Here is a 20,482-nt window from a genome sequence, read left to right on the forward strand (position 1 = left end):
GCAGCATTAGTTTCTATGACATAATCCTCTGATTCTGCACCGTTATCACCTCTTTGTGATTCCGTTCTCCTTCGCCTCATTCCTATTGTTCAGTCAGATGCGCTCCTCCATAGATGAATATTGGGCTCTCATTGAATGCGAAACAGCCTTCCGCATTGTGAGGACAAGAATGCAGCAGGTTAAACAACAAAAACCCCGGATGCTCGATGTTCTGAGGTCCGGGGTATAGCTGTCTAGCAAGGTACTATGGCGATGTATGTTCGAACGAACCAGCACCGGATTCAGAATTTCATTTGATGTTGAGAATCCCCTTCTGTATTCCCTCGAACGGGGACTCTATAACCTCATCGCCGACATCTGGGACTTCATGACCCGATTACCTCTGAGCAGAGAGCGTGGACGGCGCGCTGCGTCTGTCTGTGCGCTGATTGAAGTAGCGATGTTTTACCTAGAGGAACTGGGCCGTTGCAACGATAGCTCTGCATTCTTTGCAGCTGGTTGCGTCGGGACTTCGGCGCTCGAAGCAATTTTGATAATCGCATGTGTTAGACAACAAAATCAGATTGTACAAACGAAAGCATGGAAGGCTTTCGCCCACAGAAACCGGAAGCGGGGAGTGCTATTCAAGGATCTCATCTATTGGATTGAACTTGGCGTGCTAGTCAGCATAGGCGAAGAGGTTGGTTGGTTCCCTATAGACGACTCAATACAAAATCTCTTCGCAGCAGCAGACGAAGGCTGGGAGGAGGCTCTAGCTGAGATACCAAGCCTAGGTCTGAATCCCCGCGAAGCTATACGCAGGCTACAGTCATTTCGTAATTTCCTTCATCCCGGCAAGTGCGTCAGAGAAAAACTCAGTCCGCACGATTTGGTTGGGAAGGAATGTCTGGGACTCTTGTACGTAAGTCTCGCTGGCGTTCTTCAATACCACAGTGGTCCTGAAGTCGGAACGATACTGTTGGATGTCCCCAAACCCGTCCTCGACTTCATGGAAGCCCTTGATGGTTTGAAAAAAACCTCAGAAACGAGCAATCTTCAGGCTACGCTGCCGGCCGAGACACCTGAGACAGCTGGTTGACGCACTTTTGGTGAATGTTGCTAGATGCCCACTGCTGGAGCCCTTGAACGTCTTCTACTTCGACTCTGCGCCAGAGCACATCGTATTTCTGTAGGAGACGCCCTAGCTCCCGCGTCTCACAGGTAGATCATCCGGTAGCTCTTTGAGCCCTCGTAGGTATGCGCCAGCTTCAATTAAAATAGGATCACGCGTTTGCACAGTCAACCTCAGAAGCTTGCCGGCAGTTCTGATGCCGAATTTCCTGCGTGCGAGTGTGAGCGACCTTTCCTGGCTCCTCAGATCTTACAGAAGGCTTAGAAACAGACACCGTCAACGGCGGCGGTCCGACAACGGGATTCACAATCATTGGATTGATCAAAGCTTCCTCCACTAGTAGCAAACCCTCCCGGTGCAATATTATTGACCGCCGAAAGAGTTGGCACCGACGGTGGGGAGCTCATTGGTTCTTCTGGCTTCGTTTTTTGTATTCCTCTGCCGGTCGATGGACGAACGACTCGCTGCGGATTATGACGAGGAGCGGGGGCGACAGGGGGAGCAGCCTGCGCTTCAGTATCAGAGGATTTGGATGGGGACTTCTGCGTATGATCTGCGTTCTTCTGCGGCTCATTTACCCCTAGAACGAAATAGATTGCGATTCCAGAGGCAGAAATAACTAAAGCACCTAAGACCCCTAACGCTAGTTGTCTGCCGAGCGACTTCACAGCACCGATTTGAAGGTCCTTGATCCTAACCCCATCCTCCGATATCGCCGCGCGATCAAGCACCTAAGACCAACAAAGGCCAACGTACCAAGCAATCCAATGTCAATGACTAACTCGTAGCTGATCACCGTTCTACTCTTCATAGAGAGGTCAATTAGTCGGCGCACATTGAATTCTTGCACACCTGCCAGAGTGTAACGCGGTGCCGTCGATCTCAACGCGGATTTACGCTGCCTGTCCGCACCGTCATCTCCTTCGGCCCGTATGGCCTGAATAGATAGCATGATCTTCCCGATCGCCTCACGCAATTCCATGAGGGAAACAGACATCACTCCAATCATCACCAAAACAGCATCTTTATCTAGCCTTTGGGTGAGTGAGTCGCCGATTTGGCATCAACCCAGAGGCATCACTGGCGAGAAGCCCGTAATAGGAGGAGCTAATAAGGTGGCGGTTGCGCCGTTCCCGGTCGGTTATCCAAGGTCCGTTGTATCGCCGGTCTCCAATTGCGAGAGACCGGATGCACACAGATCAATGGTCGGAGCGTACATCTTCCAAATCGGGGCTGCCCGGCTTTCCGGATGGAAGTGGTATCATCGTCCAGCGGTTTGACTGTCGTCACGCCGTGCGCACGCCCCTTATTCGCAATCCTTTGGGACACACACTGATCGGGCTCGAAAGGCTTTTTGGTCAAGGAGGGGACACATGCCTGAACCTCTGACGAAGGCTGTCGCGCAGGAACAACCAGAACAGATAAAGACGCGCACCTCCGTAAAGCGTTTCATTGGCATTGCAAGCGTCGCGACAGCCGTGGCAGTGTTCGCCGTCCTCGTTGCCGCAATCGTTCACGCGCAGGAGAAGTACTCGCTGAAATCGCCGAGCGGAATCGCGTTCTCTGACTTCAAGGGATACGAGGACTGGTCAGTCGTCTCTTCCGCCCGGACCGAAGAGGTGTTGAAGGTAATCGTCGGCAGTCCGGCAATGATCAAGGCGTACAAGGCCGGCGTTCCCGGCAACGGCCAGCCCTTCCCGGAGGGTTCGAGGATCGTGAAGATCCAGTGGAAGCCAAAGAAAAGCACCGCGGCCCCATTTGTCGTGGACGTGCCAGACCGCCTTGCACAGGTTTTCGTCATGGAAAAAGACACCAAGAGATTTCCAAAAAGCGGCGGCGGGTGGGGATACGCAGTGTTCAACTACGATGCTGCGTCGGACAAGTTCACGCCTGACCCCAAAAGCCTCTCGGACTGCGGTAACGCGTGCCATACGGCTGTGAAAGCGAAGGACTACATCTTTCATCCCTACCAGAAGCGATGAGACAGCTCTGCGAGCGGCGCGACGCAATGATGTGTTGGGTCCACACCCTTAGATGAAAGGGGTTATATGTCGGGCGAACATACAGCAATCATCACCGGCGCATCGGGGGGAATTGGCGCAGGTTTAGTTCAAGGGTTTCTGAAAGAGGGCTATAACGTCGTCGCAACCTCTCGTAACGCAAAGCAAGAGTTGGCTATCTCAGACAACCTCGTTTTGCTCGATGGCGATATCAGCCAGAAGCAAACCGCCGACGATGCGGTCGAAGCCGCAATCGACAACTTCGGAACCATCGACGTCTTGGTGAATAACGCCGGAATCTTCCTGACGAGACCTTTCACTGAGTTCACTCGCGAAGACTTCGATGTCCTTGTCGGCACAAATCTGCTCGGATTCTTCTACTTCACTCAGCGGACGGTAAGAGAGATGGTGAAACAGAAATCTGGGTGTGTTGTGAGCATTACGGCGGCTCTTGCTGATCGTCCCATCGCCGGCGAAAATAGCTCGATTTCGATGATTACGAAGGGTGGCTTGAATTCGGCAACCCAGAACCTCGCAGTCGAGTATGCAAAAGATGGCATTCGCTTCAACGCCGTAGCTCCCGGGGTTACGGATACACCGATGCACCCGAACGATCCCAACAACTCGAATCCGCAGCCCGCTGTGAGAAAGGCGACGGTAAAGGACATTGTCGATGCCGTTCTATACCTTGCACACGCAGGCCATGTGAGCGGAGAGATACTTCACGTCGATGGCGCCGTTCCCGCTCGCCGCCGGTAGCTTCAACATTGTTCAAATATGGTTCCGGATAAGCGAGGGCGTTGTAACTCAGGACACTCCATCCGTACTCCAACATATTATCGAAAGGAATTACAAATGAGCGCAACGCGAATCGCGACGGTTGCAGTGTTGTTCATCGCAAGCGCGGGCGCGTTGCAGGCGATCCCCGCGCCGCCAACTGAGAACCCGCTTCCTAATGACAATCGAAAGGAGCAATCTTCCATGACGAACGAAAAGGTGATCATGCTAATCGAAGCAAAGATTCAGCCACAACGGCGCGCGGAACTCATTGAGGCATTGCGCGATTACCTTCCGCTGGTTCGGGCGGAGCCTGGGGTGGAGGCTTTTTACGTCACCGCGAAAGGATGATTCAAATGCAGTTGTTTTCTACGAGGTTTACAAGTCCCAGGCAGCGCAGGATTTCCACCTACAGCAGGATTTCACGAAGAAATTCCTGGCGACGCTCAAGAGTGCACAAGCAGGGGACCGCGTTCGGAGAAATCTCGTCGAGTTCTCGCCAAAATAAGTGCTCCGGAGGCAGAACTAGCTCATATTCACGAGAACAGAATTCGATTCCAAAGAGGAGGACGATATGACAGCACGAGGAAAAATCTTAGTGCTCGTTTCGAGCGGTCACGGTTTGCCTTTGAAAGATGGCAAGGTATATGCCGGCGCTGGCTACTACCTCAACGAGCTGACGGTTCCGGTTCGCGCCCTGATGAAAGAAGGCTACGAAATAACTTTCGCCAACCCTAAAGGCAACGCTCCGCAATTAGATCTCCATTCCGCTGTGCCCGACTTTTTCGGTGGAGACGAGGAAAAGCTTAACGACTATATGAGGTTCCGCGATAGCTTGACCGGGCTCGAAAATCCAAGTCGCATCTCAGATGTCATCGCGTCGGGCCTCGATCAATATGACGCTGTCTTCGTCCCCGGCGGCCATGGCCCGATGGAGGATCTTCTCGACGATCCCGACACCGGCACTGTGATGCAGCACTTTCATAAGACATCCAAGCCTACGGCGGTGCTCTGCCACGGCCCAATTTCACTGCTCTCGGCGCTTCCCGATTCGAAGGAGTTTGTCGCCGCACTTTCGGCGGGCGATGCCGCAGGAGCGCAAGAGAAGGCCAAGGGCTGGATCTATGCCGGATATAAGATGACCATCTTTTCGACGGCAGAAGAGCAGCAGCGAGAACCGCTTGAGATCCATGGCAAGGTTCTCTTCTATCCGGATTTCGCTTTGCGCACGGCGGGCGGCGACGTAAGCGTAGCCGCTCCATGGAAGAGCTACGTTCTTCAGGATCGCGAGTTGATCTCGGGTCAGAACCCGTTCTCTGATGAAGCGCTCCTGAAACTTCTTCTACCGGCACTCAACCGGGGAAAAGCAGCCGCTTGACATTGGTGGTAATTGCAACCACTACGGCGATCGTTCCCTCGCGGATGCAGTGATACTGCGGAGACAACAATGAATGTTTTCCGATCGGCTGCGCGGGGCCGGTGTCGGCTCCTCCTCAATATCGTTTCGACGATCATGATTTCATGCTCGGCGCCGGCCGAAGGGAAGGCATTGCCAATGAATCCCGTGGTTTATCGCACCATCCAGGTCGACGGCCTGTCGATTTTCTACCGAGAGGCCGGACCTATAAATGCACCAACGCTTCTCCTGCTGCACGGACTTCCTTCTTCGTCGCGGATGTTTGAGCCGCTCTTAGAGAGGCTTTCTGATCACTATCACCTGGTGGCGCCTGATTACCCCGGCTTCGGACACAGCGACTGGCCAGACCCAAAGAGGTTCGCATACACGTTCGATCACTTTGCCGAAATTATGAACCACTTCACTGAGGCACTCGGCCTCTCGCACTACACGCTCTACATGCAGGATTACGGTGGTCCGGTGGGCTTTCGCATGATCCTGGCGCACCCGCAGCGCGTGGAAGCTCTGATTGTTCAAGACGCGGTCGCGCATAACGAAGGCTTGGGGGCAAACTGGAACACGCGCCGCGCGTTCTGGGCTGATCGCGCTGCCAATGAGAGCGCTTTGCGGGCCAATCTTTTGTCGCTCGCGACCACGCGTGCCCGGCACGCCGGAAACGATCCTGACGTAGAGCGTCACGATCCGGACCTCTGGACCGACGAATTTCACTTTCTCAATCAACCCGCCCAGGCCGAGATCCAGAGCGATCTTTTCTACGACTACCGCAGCAATGTGGAGTCCTATCCGAAGTGGCAGGCATGGATGCGCGAAAAGCAACCGCGGCTGCTCGTGGTCTGGGGCAAATACGAATCGTCGTTTGACCCGAGCGAGCCCGAAAGCTATCGCAAGGATGTTCCGAACGCCGAAGTCCACATCGTCGACGGTGGGCACTTCGCTCTCGACACAGCGGCCGATGAAATTGCTGCCTTAGTTAGGGGTTTTATGGGGTCTCTCCAGAGGTGAGGTCTCTGCGTGCTGGTTGCAAACGATGCGAAGGTATGGCGCGATACCGTGGCGCCATTGTTTTGCCTTGCTCGTCAGGCTTTTCGGCAACAGGTGTGAACACCAAAGAACCAGAATCAGCAGATAAGCACTATCTATCGGAAGGGAGTCATAAATGAGCACCGTGCAAATCGATCAGAAGAGCTATGAGATGCCCCCTAAAGAAGGGATTAGCATTGCGCAGTTTCTCACTGTCGCCGACATCGAGCGGTCGGCTCGCTACTATGAAAAGGTCTTCGGCGCACAGATTCTGAGCCTGGGAGACGGCAACGCGCCCGCGTACCTTCAGCTTGCGAACATCTGGATGATTCTGAACGTTGGGGGCGGGCCGACTCAGGATAAGCCGACGGTAACGCTCAGCGTCCCGGACCCCAATCACATCAACAGCTTTATGAATTTCCGGGTTGCGGATATTCAAGCGTGCTATGAATTGTGGAAAAGCCGAGGAGCGGAGTTCATCACGGAACCGATCCCCAAGTACGGCGAGATTCGCTGCTACATCCGCGACCCTGACGGATATATTATCGAGATCGGACAGAGCACCGATCTCAAGTACGGTTAACGCTCGGCCTGGAAAAGCACTCTCACAGTCCCGGGCAGAAACAAGATGAGTTTGGCGTAGGCGACCTACTTTTGTTCTTAAAGGCGAGGTCCCGGGCGAGGAGTCGCCTTCCCGGACAGGTGACACTTGGCTCAAGTGTCGCCTTCAGGGCAATGCGCCCATCGACCGCCGTACACGTGATTCTCATGATCTCTTCCCGGCCGATCCTCGTCACAATACACAAGGCAGAATGCTGGTGGGCCCACTAAGCCCTGTCCAGCAATTCAGCTGAATTGTTCCTGACATTTCCTACGTCTTTGCTAACTTCGAAAGATTCCATCTCATCGGAAGGAAACGGACAAAGCAGATCTATGGGAGGCTGGGGAGTTGGTTCGCGATCGAGCCAGCGGCCGAAGTCGCCCTCGTGTAGGATGACGGGCATTCGGTTGTGGATGGGTATTATGTGGAATTGGACCCGGAGGTCAAATGTTGCTCGAAAGTCAATGACCATACTCTTGTGAAAAGCAACAGTCGATATCCGAAATGGAGGCTTTGGCGTGCGTCTCTCCGCTACGCTCCGAGACGCGCGCCAAAGCTGCGGTATCCGTTGGGAGACTAGGAATGACGAAATGGCAGTTGGAAACGTGCATTGGCCTGTTATCTGCATCTGAGAATCGAAGTTGTGGACGGCGGACGTTGTAGGGTGGCAAGCGAGGCCCATCGCACGCCATACTAACCATCGCGTCATCGGTTTCCATCTCTCATGGCACTCCTACTCCATTCTCAGAGCACGCATCGGGTCGATTGAAGCCGCACGCCGTGCGGGAACCAGGCCCGCTACAAACGCCGCCAGCAGTAAGGTGACAACGGCAATCGCCATGGAACTCGCGCTTATATTGGTTATTTCGTACAACTGCGACTTGACAAATCGTACGCAGTAGAAGGCCACTGGTATGCCAATTGCTAATCCAATCAATGATTGGGTCAATGCGCTCCGCAAGATCATTCCTAATACTTCTGCACGCTCAGCTCCCAATGCCATGCGTATACCGATCTCACCGGTTCTGCCCGCGACCGTGTATGAGGTAACGCCATAGAGTCCGACCGTCGCCAACAGCAGGGCCAGCACACCGAACACCACCATTAATCTCGAGAGCATTCGCTCCTGCGTGAAGCGGTCTGCGATCTGTTGATCCAAGGTCTGGAACTTCATCACTGTGAGGTTGGGATTGATGGCGGACAGCGTTCTTCGAGCGATCGTTTGCAGGTCGTCCATCGGACGCGAAGTCTCCACCACGATCGAGCCAGCATAGAACGAATTCATCTTGTCGAGCGGCCGCGTATCTCCGGCGGCTCGCTGCAGGATAGGGATAAAGGTCATTGGCTGGACCTTTGAATGCACATCGTTGTAGACCGTGTCCTCCACGACGCCGATGATAGCGGCAGCATTCGGGGAGGGCCCAGGATCGCCAAAGCGCGCACCAATGGGATACTGTCCGGGCTTGAAGAATGCCTTAACGAACGCCTGATTTACCACGGCAACCATCGGCTCCGACGGTGTGTCTTGTACGCCGATGCCACGCCCCATCACAACGCGTGTACCCACGGCATCGAAGTAGTCCGCATTGACACGGTTCCATCCTGCCATCTTGTGCAAATCCGGTTGGCCCTGAATCTGGATTGGATCGTTGTTACTCCGGGTGTCCATAGGAGTGACGGTGCTGATACCAACCTTCACTACCCCAGGCACTGCACGGAAGTTCTCCTCGATAGCCTGATACAACGCACCCACCTGCGAGGGGAGATATCCTGCCGTCTGCGGGTTCATAGCGATGATGTAGCGATTCTTCGATTCCAGCTTCATATCCGTGTTTTGAAGCTTATTCAAGCTCGCTGCAAACAGACCCGCGCCAACTAGCAGCACAAACGAAAGTGCCGTTTGCAGGATCACAAGGCTGCGCTGCAGTAGCGAAGCTCCGCCCGAGGTGGCGCGCGTTCCGCCCCGCAGAGCGTCAGCAGGTCTGGACTGTGCGGCGATCCACGCCGGCGTCACGCCAAACAGCACGCCAGTCACTATGGAGACGCTCAACGCAAATCCCAGCACCGGCCACGATGGCATAGCGTGGATCGGGACGTTCGTGTCAGAGAAGGCAAGCGCTAACAGCATCCTGGCGCCCAGATAGGAAACACCGAGCGCCGCGATGCCCCCTAGCACCGACAGAAGAACACTCTCCGTGAGCAGTTGCTGGATGACTCGGCCTCGGGTTGCGCCCAGTGCCGCACGTACTGTGATTTCTGTCTTCCGCGCCATGCCGCGCACAAGTAAAAGATTCGCGATATTGCCGCATGCGATCACAAGCACGAGACCGGAGATCCACATCAGAAGTTTAAGCTTCGATGTGTAGCTCAACTGCATGATCTGAATGCCGCCACCTCCATCTGTGAGGACGACATGAGCCTTTTCGAGCAGTGGCCTGTCGTGCACGGACGAGAAGCTGGGTGTGGCCCCAAGAAGCTGGCGCAGCTCTACACTTAGCTTTGTTTGCAATGCAAGGCGATCGACACCGGGCCTGACACGCCCAAGGACATAGAGCCACATCCGGTCTGGGTCGTTAACATAATCCCCGTCTTTGAGCCGCTCGATCTGCTTCATTGGAAAGTAGAAATCAGGCGGTGCGGTGCTGAGGCGATCGCCATAAAAGCCTCGAGGTGCAATCCCGACGATGGTCACTGGTTTCGTATTGATCCAGAATGTGCTTCCCACGATGGATGGGTCGCGGTTGTAACGATTCGCCCAATCCTCGTAACTCATCACACCCACCACGGGCGCGCCTTTCACGTCGTCGGCCTCGCTGAACAACCTTCCCGCCTGTGCCTGCAGCCCGAAGGTACGGAAGTAGTTCCCTGAGACGAACTCGCTCACGGAAGAAGCAGGCAGACTGCCGGTTCCATCACGCCGCGCGGTCATGGGGTTGAAGAAGTTAAAGCCTGCCTCCATCGCCGCGAGTTCTTCAAACTCCGACGTGTTCTTCCGAAACTGTTCATAGGTCTCGGTGGAGAAGAGCGCATAATCTCCGTCAGCCAGTGCTCCATTGTTGACGCAGCATTGGTACGCGTCTCCCACCCGCACCAGCGCTTTCGGGTCAGCGACCGGCAGGTTCTTCAGCAGCACTGCATTCACCAACGTAAACACAGCAGCATTCGCCCCAATGCCAAGGGCCAGCGTCAATATCGCCGTGATCGTGAATCCCGGCGTCCTCCACAATTGCCGCAGCGCATAGCGAATGTCTTGGACAAAGTTCTCAAGCCGTAGCCATCCCCATTTCTCTCGCGTCACATCTGCGACAAGGGACACATTGCCAAATTCTCGTCGAGCGTCTCTCTCTGCGCTTTCTTGGGATTCTCCGCGGGCTACGCGGTCAGCTACGGCCATCCGCAAATGGGTGTTCAACTCCTCGGCTAAATCTGTCTTGCGTCGCAGTATCTTGCTCAAGAAGTTCATGCCGCGCCCCCTTCCGCTCGCATGATGCCTTCAATCGTGGCAACCATCTTGCCCCAGCGCTGATAATCGGCAGCCAACTGCTTTTTGCCCAACGCCGTAATCCGATAGAACTTCGCACGTTGATTACTGTCGCTCTTCTTCCATTCGGCAGAGATCCAGCCCTGCCGCTCTAAACGATGGAGAGCAGGATAGAGCGATCCTGTCTCCACTTGCAGCACCTCACCGGAACTGGCTCGGATCGCCTGACCAATCCCATACCCATGCTGTTCGCCCCACTGGAGGGTCTTCAAGATCAGCATGTCCAGCGTGCCCTGCAGGAGCTCAATCCTGTTTTGGTATTTGATCTTCGCCATAGGCTGTAGAACCTCTACATGTTCATGATGTAGACAATCTACATCAAGCTGCTGCGGCGGGAAAGAAATTCTTTTGCGAGTTGCTCAATTGCAGTCGGTGCGGCTCGGCGAGCGCTAAATCGCCGAGTCACTCATCGAGACCCGATCACCGGCCCAATCAGCTTTTGTAGCGCCTTACGATCTCCTTCCAACGCTTTGCGTTCTGTTTCAGTCACCGGGATCTGCTCCAGCAGCTTCAGGTTGTGGGCATCTGCCTCAAACGCCTGAGCTTTGGCTGAGTCGCCAGGTACATAGAACTCACAACGCTGGCAGGCCATGCGATGGACGCACTGCGCCCAATACGGATTCGCGCAATAGCCGTGTCCAAGGTGGACGTACTTGTAAGTTTCGCCCTGTGCGGCGGCTCCATTCTCAATCGCCGCCCGATCCAGCAAGACTTGAACTACAGCAACATTGCGCTCGAAGTAACGAGCATCGAGATATGCCTCAGTCAGCTTGTCCGGCGTAACTTTGGCGTACCACTGTGTTGATTCGAGTCGTTGATGCCCAAGCCATTCCTTCAGCGCAAACAGCGACATTGGCTGTTTGGCGTTGTAGAGTTGGGTGGCAATCGTGGATCGTGCTCGATGACTCGTAATCGACCCTCGTGCATCTCGCTCCGGGACGCCGGCCTTGCGGCAAAGAACAGGAATCACAGTGTGATTGATGATGTACTTTCCAAGGGGACGGCCACGATATACGAATAGCAAATCGGCAAGCTCCCCGGTCTTCTCATCGATCACAGCTTTCGTCGTGGGCCTGATCCGCTCCCATTCCTCAATGGCTTCCCCAACCGCTCGATGAACAGGCTTCGTATACGGGCCGCCGGTTTTATTGGCTGGCACTTCGAGCAGGCACACGCTTTGATCTTCCGCCTTCATCTGCTTCGTAGAATTCCACTTGACACACCCGACTCTCAAACGCCGTATTTCGTCGCTTCTCAATCCTCCGAACAACCAGACCAGAGAAAGGGCACGAAACAACTCCAGCGGGTGACGCTTGGTGTTTTGCCTTCTGGACTGAGGCATATCCTCATAGGTCAAATTCAGCCCCGCCCAAAGCAGCTTCGCCCAAATGTCTTCTGCGATGATGCGCGGCTTTGGCACTCGAAGGGCTGAGATTGAACGGGGACACTGGAAGGTCCGCCGTGGGTCAAACTGTGGTGGCATCCAATCCCACGTCATGGCGTCGGAAAAAAAGCATCGTAGTGCCTGGATGTGAGCGAATTTGGATGAAGGAGACAGAGGGCGGTTGGCAGAGGTCTGGCGTGGGTCGTCAATGAACTGTCCCACCTTCATCCGGCTAACTGTTGCGATGTACTCAGCCGCCAACTGGCGGCTCCATTGATCGGGCCGAGTGATAGACGGGTGTGTTGCGTTGAGCCAGCGTCCTGCAACGAGCAGACGATAGAAGTGGCTATGCTTTGAAGTCAGACGAAGTGTGGAAGTGTCGAGCCATCGTTTGCACCATGAAAACCATTCCTCATTCAGAGAATGGTGCTCATCCAACAACCTCTTTCGAGGCACCTTTGTATACGGAGATAGCGGAGCTGCCATCACTCCCAGGCTAACGAGCGCATGGGAGATCATGTACGTTGCTTGCTTCATGCAGTTGGGCACAGGGCGCGCGCGCAATTCTTCTAAGCAATTTGCGCCAAGGTTGCGGGCGTGCGGGGTCCTATTGGCTAGAAACAGTTCGCAAAGCGTAAAGCGGAATTGTCGATGGAAATAGCCGGAATATCCCAGCTTCTTCAGCTCATTCTTTACTAGGTCGAGCGATGCATCGACTGGCTCGCGTCCAAACACTTTTACCGAAAGCGCATAGCGACGTAGAACTTTGCGGTCGCGATTGCGCAGCTCGGCAAGGTCTATATTGCAGAGGATCGCAGCCATTGCCATGATGTGTTGCAGGGTATTGGCCGTCGAAGTTGCGGCACAGCGGTTATAGACAGCGCCCCACGCATCTTCTTGCCACGCCCAGAACGCCGTTTGGCGGTTGTACATCTCTACAACTACCTCTCGGAGACAGGAGTGTTGTGATTGCTCCGCACCCGTCAGCTTTAGGCAATCTTTGAGCGGCCTCAGCAGCCGTAGCAGCGGATCACTCGTCCTGATATGCAACGTGTCACCATTCGCAGCGACACTGGCAATGCGCTCGCGTTCTGCCTGATCGAGCGATATGCGTCGGTCGTAGTGGCTGAAGTCGATACGAAGCTGCGAACCGCTCTGTACTACGGACCTCATGCGGGATCGCCCCAATGGCGGCGGAGGGTCGTCATAGTCTTTTCCACGGCCTGCATGAGATCACGGGCGCTCAGGTGAATGTAGATGTGTGTTGACTGAAGCACTCGATGGCCGGCAATAGTAGCAATCTCATGAATGTCGAGCCCTACTCGCGCAAGGTCGGTGAGACGAAGATGTCGAATCGTATGTGTAGTTAGCTGCGGCAGCTTGCTTCGATCAGCGATGCCTTTAACAACCTTCGTCCAGGTGTACCGAGTGATTGGAACTGCTCGATTGCGCGACGATTCCGACAGGAAAAGAGCATCGGGTTCAACTCGCATCGAACGCCGACGATTCAGGTATTGGCAGAGCAATGCTGAGGTCGCAGGCGAATAAGGCACCACTCTTCCGCACTTTGTCTTAGTGGTCTCAGCGCGGATGTTTAGCAGCCGTCGAGGAAAGTCCAGATCAGACACACCGGCAGAGCAGAGCTCCTCACGACGGAGAGCCCCGTCATACGCGAGGGCCAGCATGGTTCGGTCGCGTAATGAATCGGAGGCCGTGACATCGAGGATTCGTTGCCATTCTTCGTCGGTGGGAATCCACGGAAGTTTACGCACCCGGCGAATCGGACCAGGCCCACGGAATACTGCCGAACCATAGCCACGCAAAGCGCCGCCGCGGAATACAGGATTGGTCGGTCGGTCATTTTCTTCGACCAGATAATCGAAGAAGAGCCGTAATGCGGTGAGTCGAAGAATGAGTGTGGCGTTTGCTATGCCGCGTTCGCGCTCTTCATTGATCCATCTTGCAATGTCGGCGCGGCTCGACAGCTCGAGTGTGATGTTTTCTTTCTTGGAGAATGCAAAGTAGGAACTGAGCCCGCGTGCATAGGCGTCGATGGTGTTGAGAGCAAGACCAAATTGCGCACGCATGACCAACCACTCATGAGCACGGTGGTGCTGAAACACAGATGGGTACTTCGCAAGACTAATGGCCGGAGATCCCATACTGGCCTCCCACAAGGTTTCGGGGATGGGCGCCGCCGCGCGGCGGCGCCCATCCCCGAAACCTTCACCATTCTCATTCTGCGAGGTTAAAGGATCGTCATTCTGACTTGGTTGAGTTAGGCATTCCACTTAACTCATAGCATGACTTCATTCGGCTCTCCGGTAAGGACAGCGAACGTGCGTTCCCATTGATCCGTCTTCGGATTCTTCCAGACCTTCCAAAGACCGGCCATTCCGAAAGGCTCCTGGCCCGGAATTGTGAATTCGTATTTTGGTTTCTTCTGTCCCTTCGGCATCTCTTTCCACTCGAAGATTGCATCAGCGGGAACGATGACGCGGCCTCTGAGAAAGGCGTCCTTCCAAAACTTTGAAATCTCGATTCCTTCAGAACGGGCATTGAAGAGCAGGCGATGGGGCAGCTTAAAAGCCCACCGCATGAGTTCGAGCTTGCGTTCCCCATTTTCGTCGACGAAGACGACCGGCTGCGCGGAGCCAGGGGCAATGTCGTTATCGGGATCGAGGTCCAGCGCGTCGAGACCGGTAGTCACCGGGAAAGCCTTAGCGATTTTCTGTTTGTCCGATTTTCGGCGGTAACGGCCACACATAAGCACTCGTTGTTGAAAGAATTAAAACGCCATTCTGCAATCACTTAGCAGCTAACTGCCTCATTTCTAGGTCAACGCGAGTTGCGGTCCCACAGTACAAAAGGCGAATATATGGCGAAGATGGTCTATGGCCTCCGCCTCCACAATTCGGATGCAGATTGAGTCTGCATTAGCTCGAAAGATCCCTTCGGCCCTGACGCCACAGCCGAAGATGGGCCGCCCGGTCGTTGAAACCGGCATAGAACCGTTGGACGATCTTCTCCAGGGTGGACTTCCGGTAGGCGCAGTGAGCGAGTTGACAGGCCCGGAGTGTTCCGGGCGAACGTCGGTGGCGCTCTCATTTCTGGCTCGCATCACGGAAGCCAACAAGGTGTGCGCGTGGATTGACGTGACTAACAGCTTTGATCCGGCATCCGCCGCCGCTATGGGAATCAATCTGAAAAAGCTGCTGTGGGTTCGCTGCGGTGTTCAACAGACGATCACAGCAAGAGCGGGGCGACGCTTTCTTCTGCCGGAAAAGTATTTCGCTCCCCGTCCGATCAAGAAAGGACTGCACGGTGGCGGATTCGGTCCTCATCCCCGCACGGAGGTCCGGGGTTTGTCGGATGCGGTCGGAGACCTGTTCGCGCCACGCTGTGCAGAACCACAGCACAGACCACGGCCTTATAAGGGGAGCGCCGAGCCAAGTACGACCGCCGTTACGCAGGCGGCGCGCTCACCCAAGAGGGCCAAGCAGTACGACGCGATCGAACAGGGCGTGCGAAGTGCTGACCTGTTGTTACAGACAGGAGGCTTCAGTGCCATTGTGCTCGACCTAGGGAGCATCGCACCGGAGTATGTTGCCCGCATCGAACTTTCGACCTGGCATCGTTATCGACTTGCTGCGGAGCGCACTCAATCGAGCATTCTTCTCCTATCGCAATATCCATGCGCGAAAAGCAGCTCCGAGTTGGAACTGCGTTTGTCTTCTGTCGAAGAGGTTGATGGGGCGCCGACTGTCTTCACGGGTATGCAGTCGCGAGTAGAAGTGGTGCGACATCGTTTCGCACAAACGGAGAGCAATGTCGTCCCATTGCGTAAACCACCTCAGAAGGCACACATGGCCGACTGGCGCATCCGCACAACATGGGCGGTGCGACGATGAGTAAGCCCACGGAACTGTATGCCTGTCTTTACGTGAAGGAGTTTCCCGCCCAGGCACTGCTGCGTTTGCGCCCGGAACTTCACGAAAAGCCTTGCGTGATCATGGAGGGTGACCCGCCGTTTGAGGTGGTGTGTTCGTTGAACACCAAGGCGCGTCTGCTGGGTCTTCGACATGGGATGACGCGTGTTGAGGTGGATACGTTCGTTGGACCGATAGTCCTTGCACGTTCACTCCTGATCGAGAAGGCAACCAAGGCTGTACTGCTCGAATGTGCCGGTGCGTTCTCTCCACGCATGGAAGAATGCGCCAAAACTACAGCATTCCTTTGCGTAATGGACGTTGCAGGAACGCAGAATCTCTTTGGGCCGCCTGAAATGCTGGCCAAAAACATTCGCCAGAGAATCCGCTCGCTGGGTCTCTCGGGACAAGTTACAGTAAGCGGCAACTTTCATGCCGCCGTGTGCCTTGCCAAGGGTCTTACACGTTCCGTCCTGCAAGTCGTGCCGCGAGGAGAGGAAGCAGCCGCACTTTCCTCACTTCCGCTCACCACGCTCGATCTCATGGAGAGTCAGGCAGAGACGTTCGCATTATGGGGCATCCATACACTTGGCATGTTAGCGGCGTTGCCGGAGAGAGAATTGATTGCCCGCATGGGCCAGGAAGGTAAACGCCTACGGCAACAGGCTCGTGGAGAACTTCCGCATCTGTTTCAGCCCATCGACATTCCCTTCGTGTTGGAGGAGCGTGCCGAACTCGACTTTTCCTTGGAAGACCTCGAATCCTTGCTCTTCGGTCTTTCGGTCATGCTCGAACAACTGATCTTTCGGGCAAAAGCACGGATTGTGGCGCTCGCGTCTGTCACGATCACACTGCATCTGGATGGTGGCGATTTGCATTCTCGAACCGTACGCCCAGCGCAGCCGACCAATGACAAGCAGCTCTGGTTGAAGCTGTTGCACCTTGATCTGGAAGCCCATCCCCCACACGCAGCGATTTTGACCGTCGTGCTTCATGCGGAACCGGGTAACACGAGCAAAATGCAACTCGGCTTGTTCTCGCCGCAGCTTCCTGAACCTGGACGTTTGGACGTGACGCTGGCCCGCATTGCGGCTCTGGTAGGCGAAGGCAATGTAGGCCAGGCGGTGCTGGACGATACCCATACGCCGGAAGGTTTTCACGTAGAGCCTTTTCAGGTCAGCTCAGCGATGTCAGAACCCGCTGCTTCGGAAGGTCATGTTTGTCTGCGCAAGCTTCGACCGCCTCAGCCTATGTCTGTGCTGCTGGCGAGTGGCCGTCCCCAATCGTTCTTCTTCCGCAACCAGCGCTGCATGGTGGAGCGAGCGTATGGCCCTTGGCTGAAGGGCGGCGAATGGTGGAACGAATCCATCTGGGGCCACGAGCAGTGGGACTTGATCGCGCGTGCACAGGACAACGCACTGCTGTTTTGTTCCGTTGCTCGTGATCTTATGCAAGACCAATGGCAGGTGGTGGCTCTGTATGACTGACCGTTATGTCGAGTTGCACGCTGCCAGCGCGTTCTCTTTCCTGGAAGGTGGTTCCCTGCCGGAAACGTTGGCCCAGCGAGCTTTTGAGCTGGAGATGCCGGCGATGGCCTTGCTGGACCGAAACGGATTTTATGGCTCGGCGCGGTTCCATAAGATCGCGACTGAGAACGGCATTCGTGCCCATGTGGGCACTGAAGTTGCCGTATCAAGTTTTGGCCAGCGCCTGAATCCACCGACGTGGTTGCCTCACCAACATCTCTCAGAGCCGCCACGCCTCCCCCTGCTCTGCGAGACACGCGAAGGCTATCAGAACTTATGTCAACTTATTACGCGCTTCAAGATGCGCGAAACAACGAAGCAGGAAGGTTCGGCCAGGTTCTCTGACCTTGAAGAGTACGCCTCGGGCCTCGTCTGCCTGACGGGAGGTGATGAGGGACCGTTGGCTGCGGCACTGACGCGTGGTGGCGAAGAGGCTGGGCGAGAGGTCGTCGAGCGTCTCGTCCGCATCTTTGGTCAGAAGAATGTATATGTGGAACTGCAACGCCATCGCGAGCGCGAAGAAGAAGCGCGCAATCAGGCCGCTATCCGTATCGCACAGTCATTACAACTGCCGGTAATCGCTACGAATGGCGTTCGTTATGCGACGCGATACGACAGAGAGGTTCTGGACCTCTTTACAGCCATTCGCAATCACACCGAACTCGACCGCGCCGGACGCCTGCTCACGGTAAACAGCCAACGTCATCTTCGACCTGCTGACAGGATGGTAAAGTTGTTCCGCGATGTGCCTGGAGCAGTCGAAAACACGTTGGAGCTATCCTCGCGTTTGGGCTTTCAGTTAGGCGACCTGGGATATGAGTTTCCTCGCTATCCGGTGCCGGATGGCGAGACGATGGATAGCTTTCTACGCAAGCGCGCGGAAGAAGGTGTCATCCGCCGCTTCGGGCCGAAGCGGAACACCGACCTGCTGGAACGAGCGAAGAAGCAAGTAGCGCACGAACTCGCCTTGATTGCGAACCTCGGTTTTGCCGGATACTTTCTCATCGTCTGGGACATCGTGCAGTTTTGCAAAAAGAACGGCATCCTCATCCAAGGGCGTGGCAGTGCGGCAAACTCCGCAGTTTGCTACGCACTCGAAATCACTGCCATCGATCCAGTCGGGATGGAACTGTTGTTTGAGCGTTTTCTTTCAGAGAGCCGTGGTGAATGGCCGGACATTGATCTCGATCTGCCGTCAGAGGAGAAACGAGAGCAAGCCATCCAATACGTCTATCAACGCTATGGCGAGTTGGGCGCGGCGATGACGGCCAACGTCATCACTTATAGAGGCAAGTCTGCGGCGCGTGAAGTGGGCAAAGCGTTGGGGTTTGATTCGGAATCACTGCAACGCCTCTCTGCACTCGTCGCCAATTTTGAGTGGAAGGGACCGAAGGATACGATGGCGCACTCCTTCCAGAACGCAGGCTTTGACCTGAAACACCCGCGTATCGCGAAGTATCTGGAACTCTGTATGCGGATTCAGGATTTGCCGCGCCATCTCGGACAACACTCGGGCGGCATGGTGATCTGCAAGGGACAACTCAATCAGGTTGTGCCGCTGGAACGTGCGTCGATGCCGGGCCGCACCGTCGTCCAGTGGGACAAGGAAGACTGCGCCGACCTGGGCATCATTAAGGTAGACCTGCTCGGCCTCGGCATGATGGCAGTCCTTAAGGATTGCCAGGAGTTGATTCCAAGGCATTACGGTGAGCCTGTCGATCTAGCCCAGCTCCCCGAAGATGATGAGGTCTATCGCACGCTGCAACGTGCTGACACGGTAGGCATGTTTCAGGTGGAGAGCCGCGCACAGATGGCTTCGCTGCCGCGCAATCACCCTGAGAAGTTTTATGACGTGGTGGTACAGGTCGCCATCATCCGGCCGGGTCCGATCGTCGGCAAGATGATGCACCCATATATGCGGAGACGCCAGAAAAAAGAGCCCGTGTCCTACCCACATCCATTGCTCGAATCGACGCTCAAACGAACGCTTGGCGTGCCTCTCTTTCAGGAGCAGCTACTACGCATGGCTATGGTCGTTGCGAACTTCAGCGGTGCGGAGGCGGAGGAGCTGCGCCGCGCCGTGGGAATGCGACGCTCCTGGGAACGCATGAAAAACCTCGAAGGCCGGTTACGGACAGGCATGACAGCAAATGGTCTCGACGCAAAGACCCAGGACACCATCATCGAGAACATCAGTTCGTTTGCACTTTACGGGTTCCCGGAGAGCCATGCCGCCAGCTTCGCTCTGATTGCGTATGCGTCGGCGTATTTCAAAGTGAAGTACCTCGCGGCGTTCACCTGCGCCATTCTCAACAATCAGCCGATGGGCTTCTACATGCCCGCCGTGCTCGTCAAGGATGCGCAACGGCATGGGCTGCGCGTCCGGCCAGTCGATATCCAGATGTCTGACTGGGAATGCACGATTGAGCACGACAGCGACGGCGAGCTTTCCTTGCGGATGGGGCTCGGATATGCCAAAGGATTGCGACAACAGTCGGGAGAATCCATCGTCCATGCAAGGAGAACCGCAGGTCTGTTCTCCTCGATGGAGGATCTTGTCGCACGTATTCCCTCACTGAACCGGAAGGAACTCACCTTGCTCGCCAGCATCGGAGCATTGAACAGTCTCTACGGAGTTGCGCATCGTAGAGATGCACTCTGGCAAGCCGAGCGTGCTGGGAAGCTGGAAGGTCCGTTATTCAGTCAATCGAGCGATCTTCTTCGGGAGGACTCCTCGTTTACTCCGTTACGGCAAATGACGACGGACGAACGTCTGATGGCCGATTATGCCGGAACAGGCCTGACCGTGGGTAAGCACCCGATGGCGTACCGGAGAGAGGAGCTGCGACGGGAACATATTCTTTCTGCCGACGAACTGAAAGCTTACCCGCATGGCCGTTTCGTGAGGGCTGCCGGATGCGTGATCGCCCGGCAGCGGCCCGGCACGGCACACGGTTTCATTTTCATCTCGATGGAGGATGAGACAGGCATTACCAATGTGATTGTCACTCCGGACTTGTATGAGAGAGATCGTGTGGTGGTGACGCACAGCAAATTCATCCTCGCGGAAGGCCCTTTGCAGAATCAGGATGGCGTGATTCACGTCAAAGCGACACGTCTCCAATCGCTCTCGGATTTGGCGCTGGAGATCCGGTCGCATGACTTCCACTAGCGCC

General features: G+C 55.3%; 16 protein-coding genes. 10 read left to right on the top strand and 6 right to left on the bottom strand.

Annotated features, from left to right (window positions below; all coding sequences use genetic code 11):
* Window positions 1-256 precede the first annotated feature (256 nt).
* The 7 genes from JAO29_RS16810 to JAO29_RS16840 all read left to right on the top strand — a co-directional run bounded on the left by JAO29_RS16810 (window position 257) and on the right by JAO29_RS16840 (window position 6,908).
* Complete coding sequence (locus JAO29_RS16810) at window positions 257-1,078, top strand: hypothetical protein (RefSeq protein ID WP_334269410.1); 822 nt, start codon at window positions 257-259, stop codon at window positions 1,076-1,078.
* Window positions 1,079-2,484: 1,406 nt separating this feature from the next.
* The gene (locus tag JAO29_RS16815; protein WP_334269411.1) at window positions 2,485-3,093 is read left to right on the top strand and encodes a cytochrome P460 family protein; all 609 of its coding nucleotides are present in this window, start codon (window positions 2,485-2,487) and stop codon (window positions 3,091-3,093) included.
* Between the two features lie 66 nt (window positions 3,094-3,159).
* On the top strand, window positions 3,160-3,870 hold the full coding sequence (locus tag JAO29_RS16820; protein ID WP_334269412.1) for an SDR family NAD(P)-dependent oxidoreductase: 711 nt from the start codon (window positions 3,160-3,162) through the stop codon (window positions 3,868-3,870).
* Window positions 3,871-3,966: 96 nt separating this feature from the next.
* Window positions 3,967-4,239, top strand: a complete 273-nt coding sequence (locus JAO29_RS16825; RefSeq protein ID WP_334269413.1) for a putative quinol monooxygenase — start codon at window positions 3,967-3,969, stop codon at window positions 4,237-4,239.
* Window positions 4,240-4,462: 223 nt separating this feature from the next.
* Window positions 4,463-5,266 (top strand): type 1 glutamine amidotransferase domain-containing protein, encoded by an 804-nt coding sequence (locus JAO29_RS16830; RefSeq protein WP_334269414.1) that lies wholly within the window; start codon window positions 4,463-4,465, stop codon window positions 5,264-5,266.
* Window positions 5,267-5,443: 177 nt separating this feature from the next.
* Window positions 5,444-6,307 (top strand): alpha/beta fold hydrolase, encoded by an 864-nt coding sequence (locus JAO29_RS16835; RefSeq protein WP_334269415.1) that lies wholly within the window; start codon window positions 5,444-5,446, stop codon window positions 6,305-6,307.
* Window positions 6,308-6,461: 154 nt separating this feature from the next.
* The gene (locus tag JAO29_RS16840) at window positions 6,462-6,908 is read left to right on the top strand and encodes a VOC family protein (RefSeq protein ID WP_334269416.1); all 447 of its coding nucleotides are present in this window, start codon (window positions 6,462-6,464) and stop codon (window positions 6,906-6,908) included.
* A gap of 244 nt (window positions 6,909-7,152) precedes the next feature.
* On the opposite strand, the gene JAO29_RS16845 is transcribed toward JAO29_RS16840, so the two are convergent.
* The 6 genes from JAO29_RS16845 to JAO29_RS16870 form a co-directional block, all read right to left on the bottom strand.
* Window positions 7,153-7,635, bottom strand: a complete 483-nt coding sequence (locus JAO29_RS16845; protein ID WP_334269417.1) for an SOS response-associated peptidase family protein — start codon at window positions 7,633-7,635, stop codon at window positions 7,153-7,155.
* A gap of 24 nt (window positions 7,636-7,659) precedes the next feature.
* Window positions 7,660-10,389, bottom strand: a complete 2,730-nt coding sequence (locus tag JAO29_RS16850; RefSeq protein WP_334269418.1) for an ABC transporter permease — start codon at window positions 10,387-10,389, stop codon at window positions 7,660-7,662.
* The gene (locus JAO29_RS16855; RefSeq protein WP_334269419.1) at window positions 10,386-10,742 is read right to left on the bottom strand and encodes a PadR family transcriptional regulator; all 357 of its coding nucleotides are present in this window, start codon (window positions 10,740-10,742) and stop codon (window positions 10,386-10,388) included. The genes JAO29_RS16850 and JAO29_RS16855 overlap by 4 nt, the downstream gene beginning before the upstream one ends.
* Before the next feature lie 131 nt (window positions 10,743-10,873).
* Window positions 10,874-13,024 (bottom strand): tyrosine-type recombinase/integrase, encoded by a 2,151-nt coding sequence (locus JAO29_RS16860; RefSeq protein ID WP_334269420.1) that lies wholly within the window; start codon window positions 13,022-13,024, stop codon window positions 10,874-10,876.
* Window positions 13,021-13,938, bottom strand: a complete 918-nt coding sequence (locus JAO29_RS16865; protein WP_334269421.1) for a tyrosine-type recombinase/integrase — start codon at window positions 13,936-13,938, stop codon at window positions 13,021-13,023. The genes JAO29_RS16860 and JAO29_RS16865 overlap by 4 nt, the downstream gene beginning before the upstream one ends.
* Before the next feature lie 209 nt (window positions 13,939-14,147).
* A complete protein-coding gene (locus JAO29_RS16870; protein ID WP_334269422.1) occupies window positions 14,148-14,618 on the bottom strand; it encodes an SOS response-associated peptidase in 471 nt (156 codons plus the stop codon).
* 127 nt (window positions 14,619-14,745) lie between these two features.
* Between JAO29_RS16870 and JAO29_RS16875 the strand changes: the two genes are divergently transcribed.
* From JAO29_RS16875 to JAO29_RS16885, 3 genes are read left to right on the top strand one after another with little or no spacing between them, the layout of a single operon-like run.
* Window positions 14,746-15,762, top strand: a complete 1,017-nt coding sequence (locus JAO29_RS16875; RefSeq protein WP_334269423.1) for an ATPase domain-containing protein — start codon at window positions 14,746-14,748, stop codon at window positions 15,760-15,762.
* A complete protein-coding gene (locus JAO29_RS16880) occupies window positions 15,744-17,267 on the top strand; it encodes a DNA polymerase Y family protein (protein ID WP_334269424.1) in 1,524 nt (507 codons plus the stop codon). Before JAO29_RS16875 ends, JAO29_RS16880 begins: the two co-directional genes overlap by 19 nt.
* Entirely contained in the window at window positions 17,260-20,478 is a 3,219-nt protein-coding gene (locus JAO29_RS16885; RefSeq protein WP_334269425.1) for a DNA polymerase III subunit alpha, read from the top strand. Before JAO29_RS16880 ends, JAO29_RS16885 begins: the two co-directional genes overlap by 8 nt.
* The last annotated feature ends 4 nt before the right edge of the window (window positions 20,479-20,482 follow it).

The organism is Edaphobacter sp. HDX4, assembly GCF_036877565.1.
Classification (GTDB): domain Bacteria; phylum Acidobacteriota; class Terriglobia; order Terriglobales; family Acidobacteriaceae; genus Edaphobacter.

Excerpts from the sequence above, each read along its gene's own strand:
- JAO29_RS16810 (WP_334269410.1), top strand. The coding sequence starts at position 257 with ATGTTCGAACGAACCAGCACCGGATTCAGAATTTCATTTGATGTTGAG.
- JAO29_RS16815 (WP_334269411.1), top strand. The coding sequence starts at position 2,485 with ATGCCTGAACCTCTGACGAAGGCTGTCGCGCAGGAACAACCAGAACAG.
- JAO29_RS16820 (WP_334269412.1), top strand. The coding sequence starts at position 3,160 with ATGTCGGGCGAACATACAGCAATCATCACCGGCGCATCGGGGGGAATT.
- JAO29_RS16825 (WP_334269413.1), top strand. The coding sequence starts at position 3,967 with ATGAGCGCAACGCGAATCGCGACGGTTGCAGTGTTGTTCATCGCAAGC.
- JAO29_RS16830 (WP_334269414.1), top strand. The coding sequence starts at position 4,463 with ATGACAGCACGAGGAAAAATCTTAGTGCTCGTTTCGAGCGGTCACGGT.
- JAO29_RS16835 (WP_334269415.1), top strand. The coding sequence starts at position 5,444 with ATGAATCCCGTGGTTTATCGCACCATCCAGGTCGACGGCCTGTCGATT.
- JAO29_RS16840 (WP_334269416.1), top strand. The coding sequence starts at position 6,462 with ATGAGCACCGTGCAAATCGATCAGAAGAGCTATGAGATGCCCCCTAAA.
- JAO29_RS16845 (WP_334269417.1), bottom strand. The coding sequence starts at position 7,635 with ATGACGCGATGGTTAGTATGGCGTGCGATGGGCCTCGCTTGCCACCCT.
- JAO29_RS16850 (WP_334269418.1), bottom strand. The coding sequence starts at position 10,389 with ATGAACTTCTTGAGCAAGATACTGCGACGCAAGACAGATTTAGCCGAG.
- JAO29_RS16855 (WP_334269419.1), bottom strand. The coding sequence starts at position 10,742 with ATGGCGAAGATCAAATACCAAAACAGGATTGAGCTCCTGCAGGGCACG.
- JAO29_RS16860 (WP_334269420.1), bottom strand. The coding sequence starts at position 13,024 with ATGAGGTCCGTAGTACAGAGCGGTTCGCAGCTTCGTATCGACTTCAGC.
- JAO29_RS16865 (WP_334269421.1), bottom strand. The coding sequence starts at position 13,938 with ATGCGTGCGCAATTTGGTCTTGCTCTCAACACCATCGACGCCTATGCA.
- JAO29_RS16870 (WP_334269422.1), bottom strand. The coding sequence starts at position 14,618 with ATGTGTGGCCGTTACCGCCGAAAATCGGACAAACAGAAAATCGCTAAG.
- JAO29_RS16875 (WP_334269423.1), top strand. The coding sequence starts at position 14,746 with ATGGCCTCCGCCTCCACAATTCGGATGCAGATTGAGTCTGCATTAGCT.
- JAO29_RS16880 (WP_334269424.1), top strand. The coding sequence starts at position 15,744 with ATGGGCGGTGCGACGATGAGTAAGCCCACGGAACTGTATGCCTGTCTT.
- JAO29_RS16885 (WP_334269425.1), top strand. The coding sequence starts at position 17,260 with ATGACTGACCGTTATGTCGAGTTGCACGCTGCCAGCGCGTTCTCTTTC.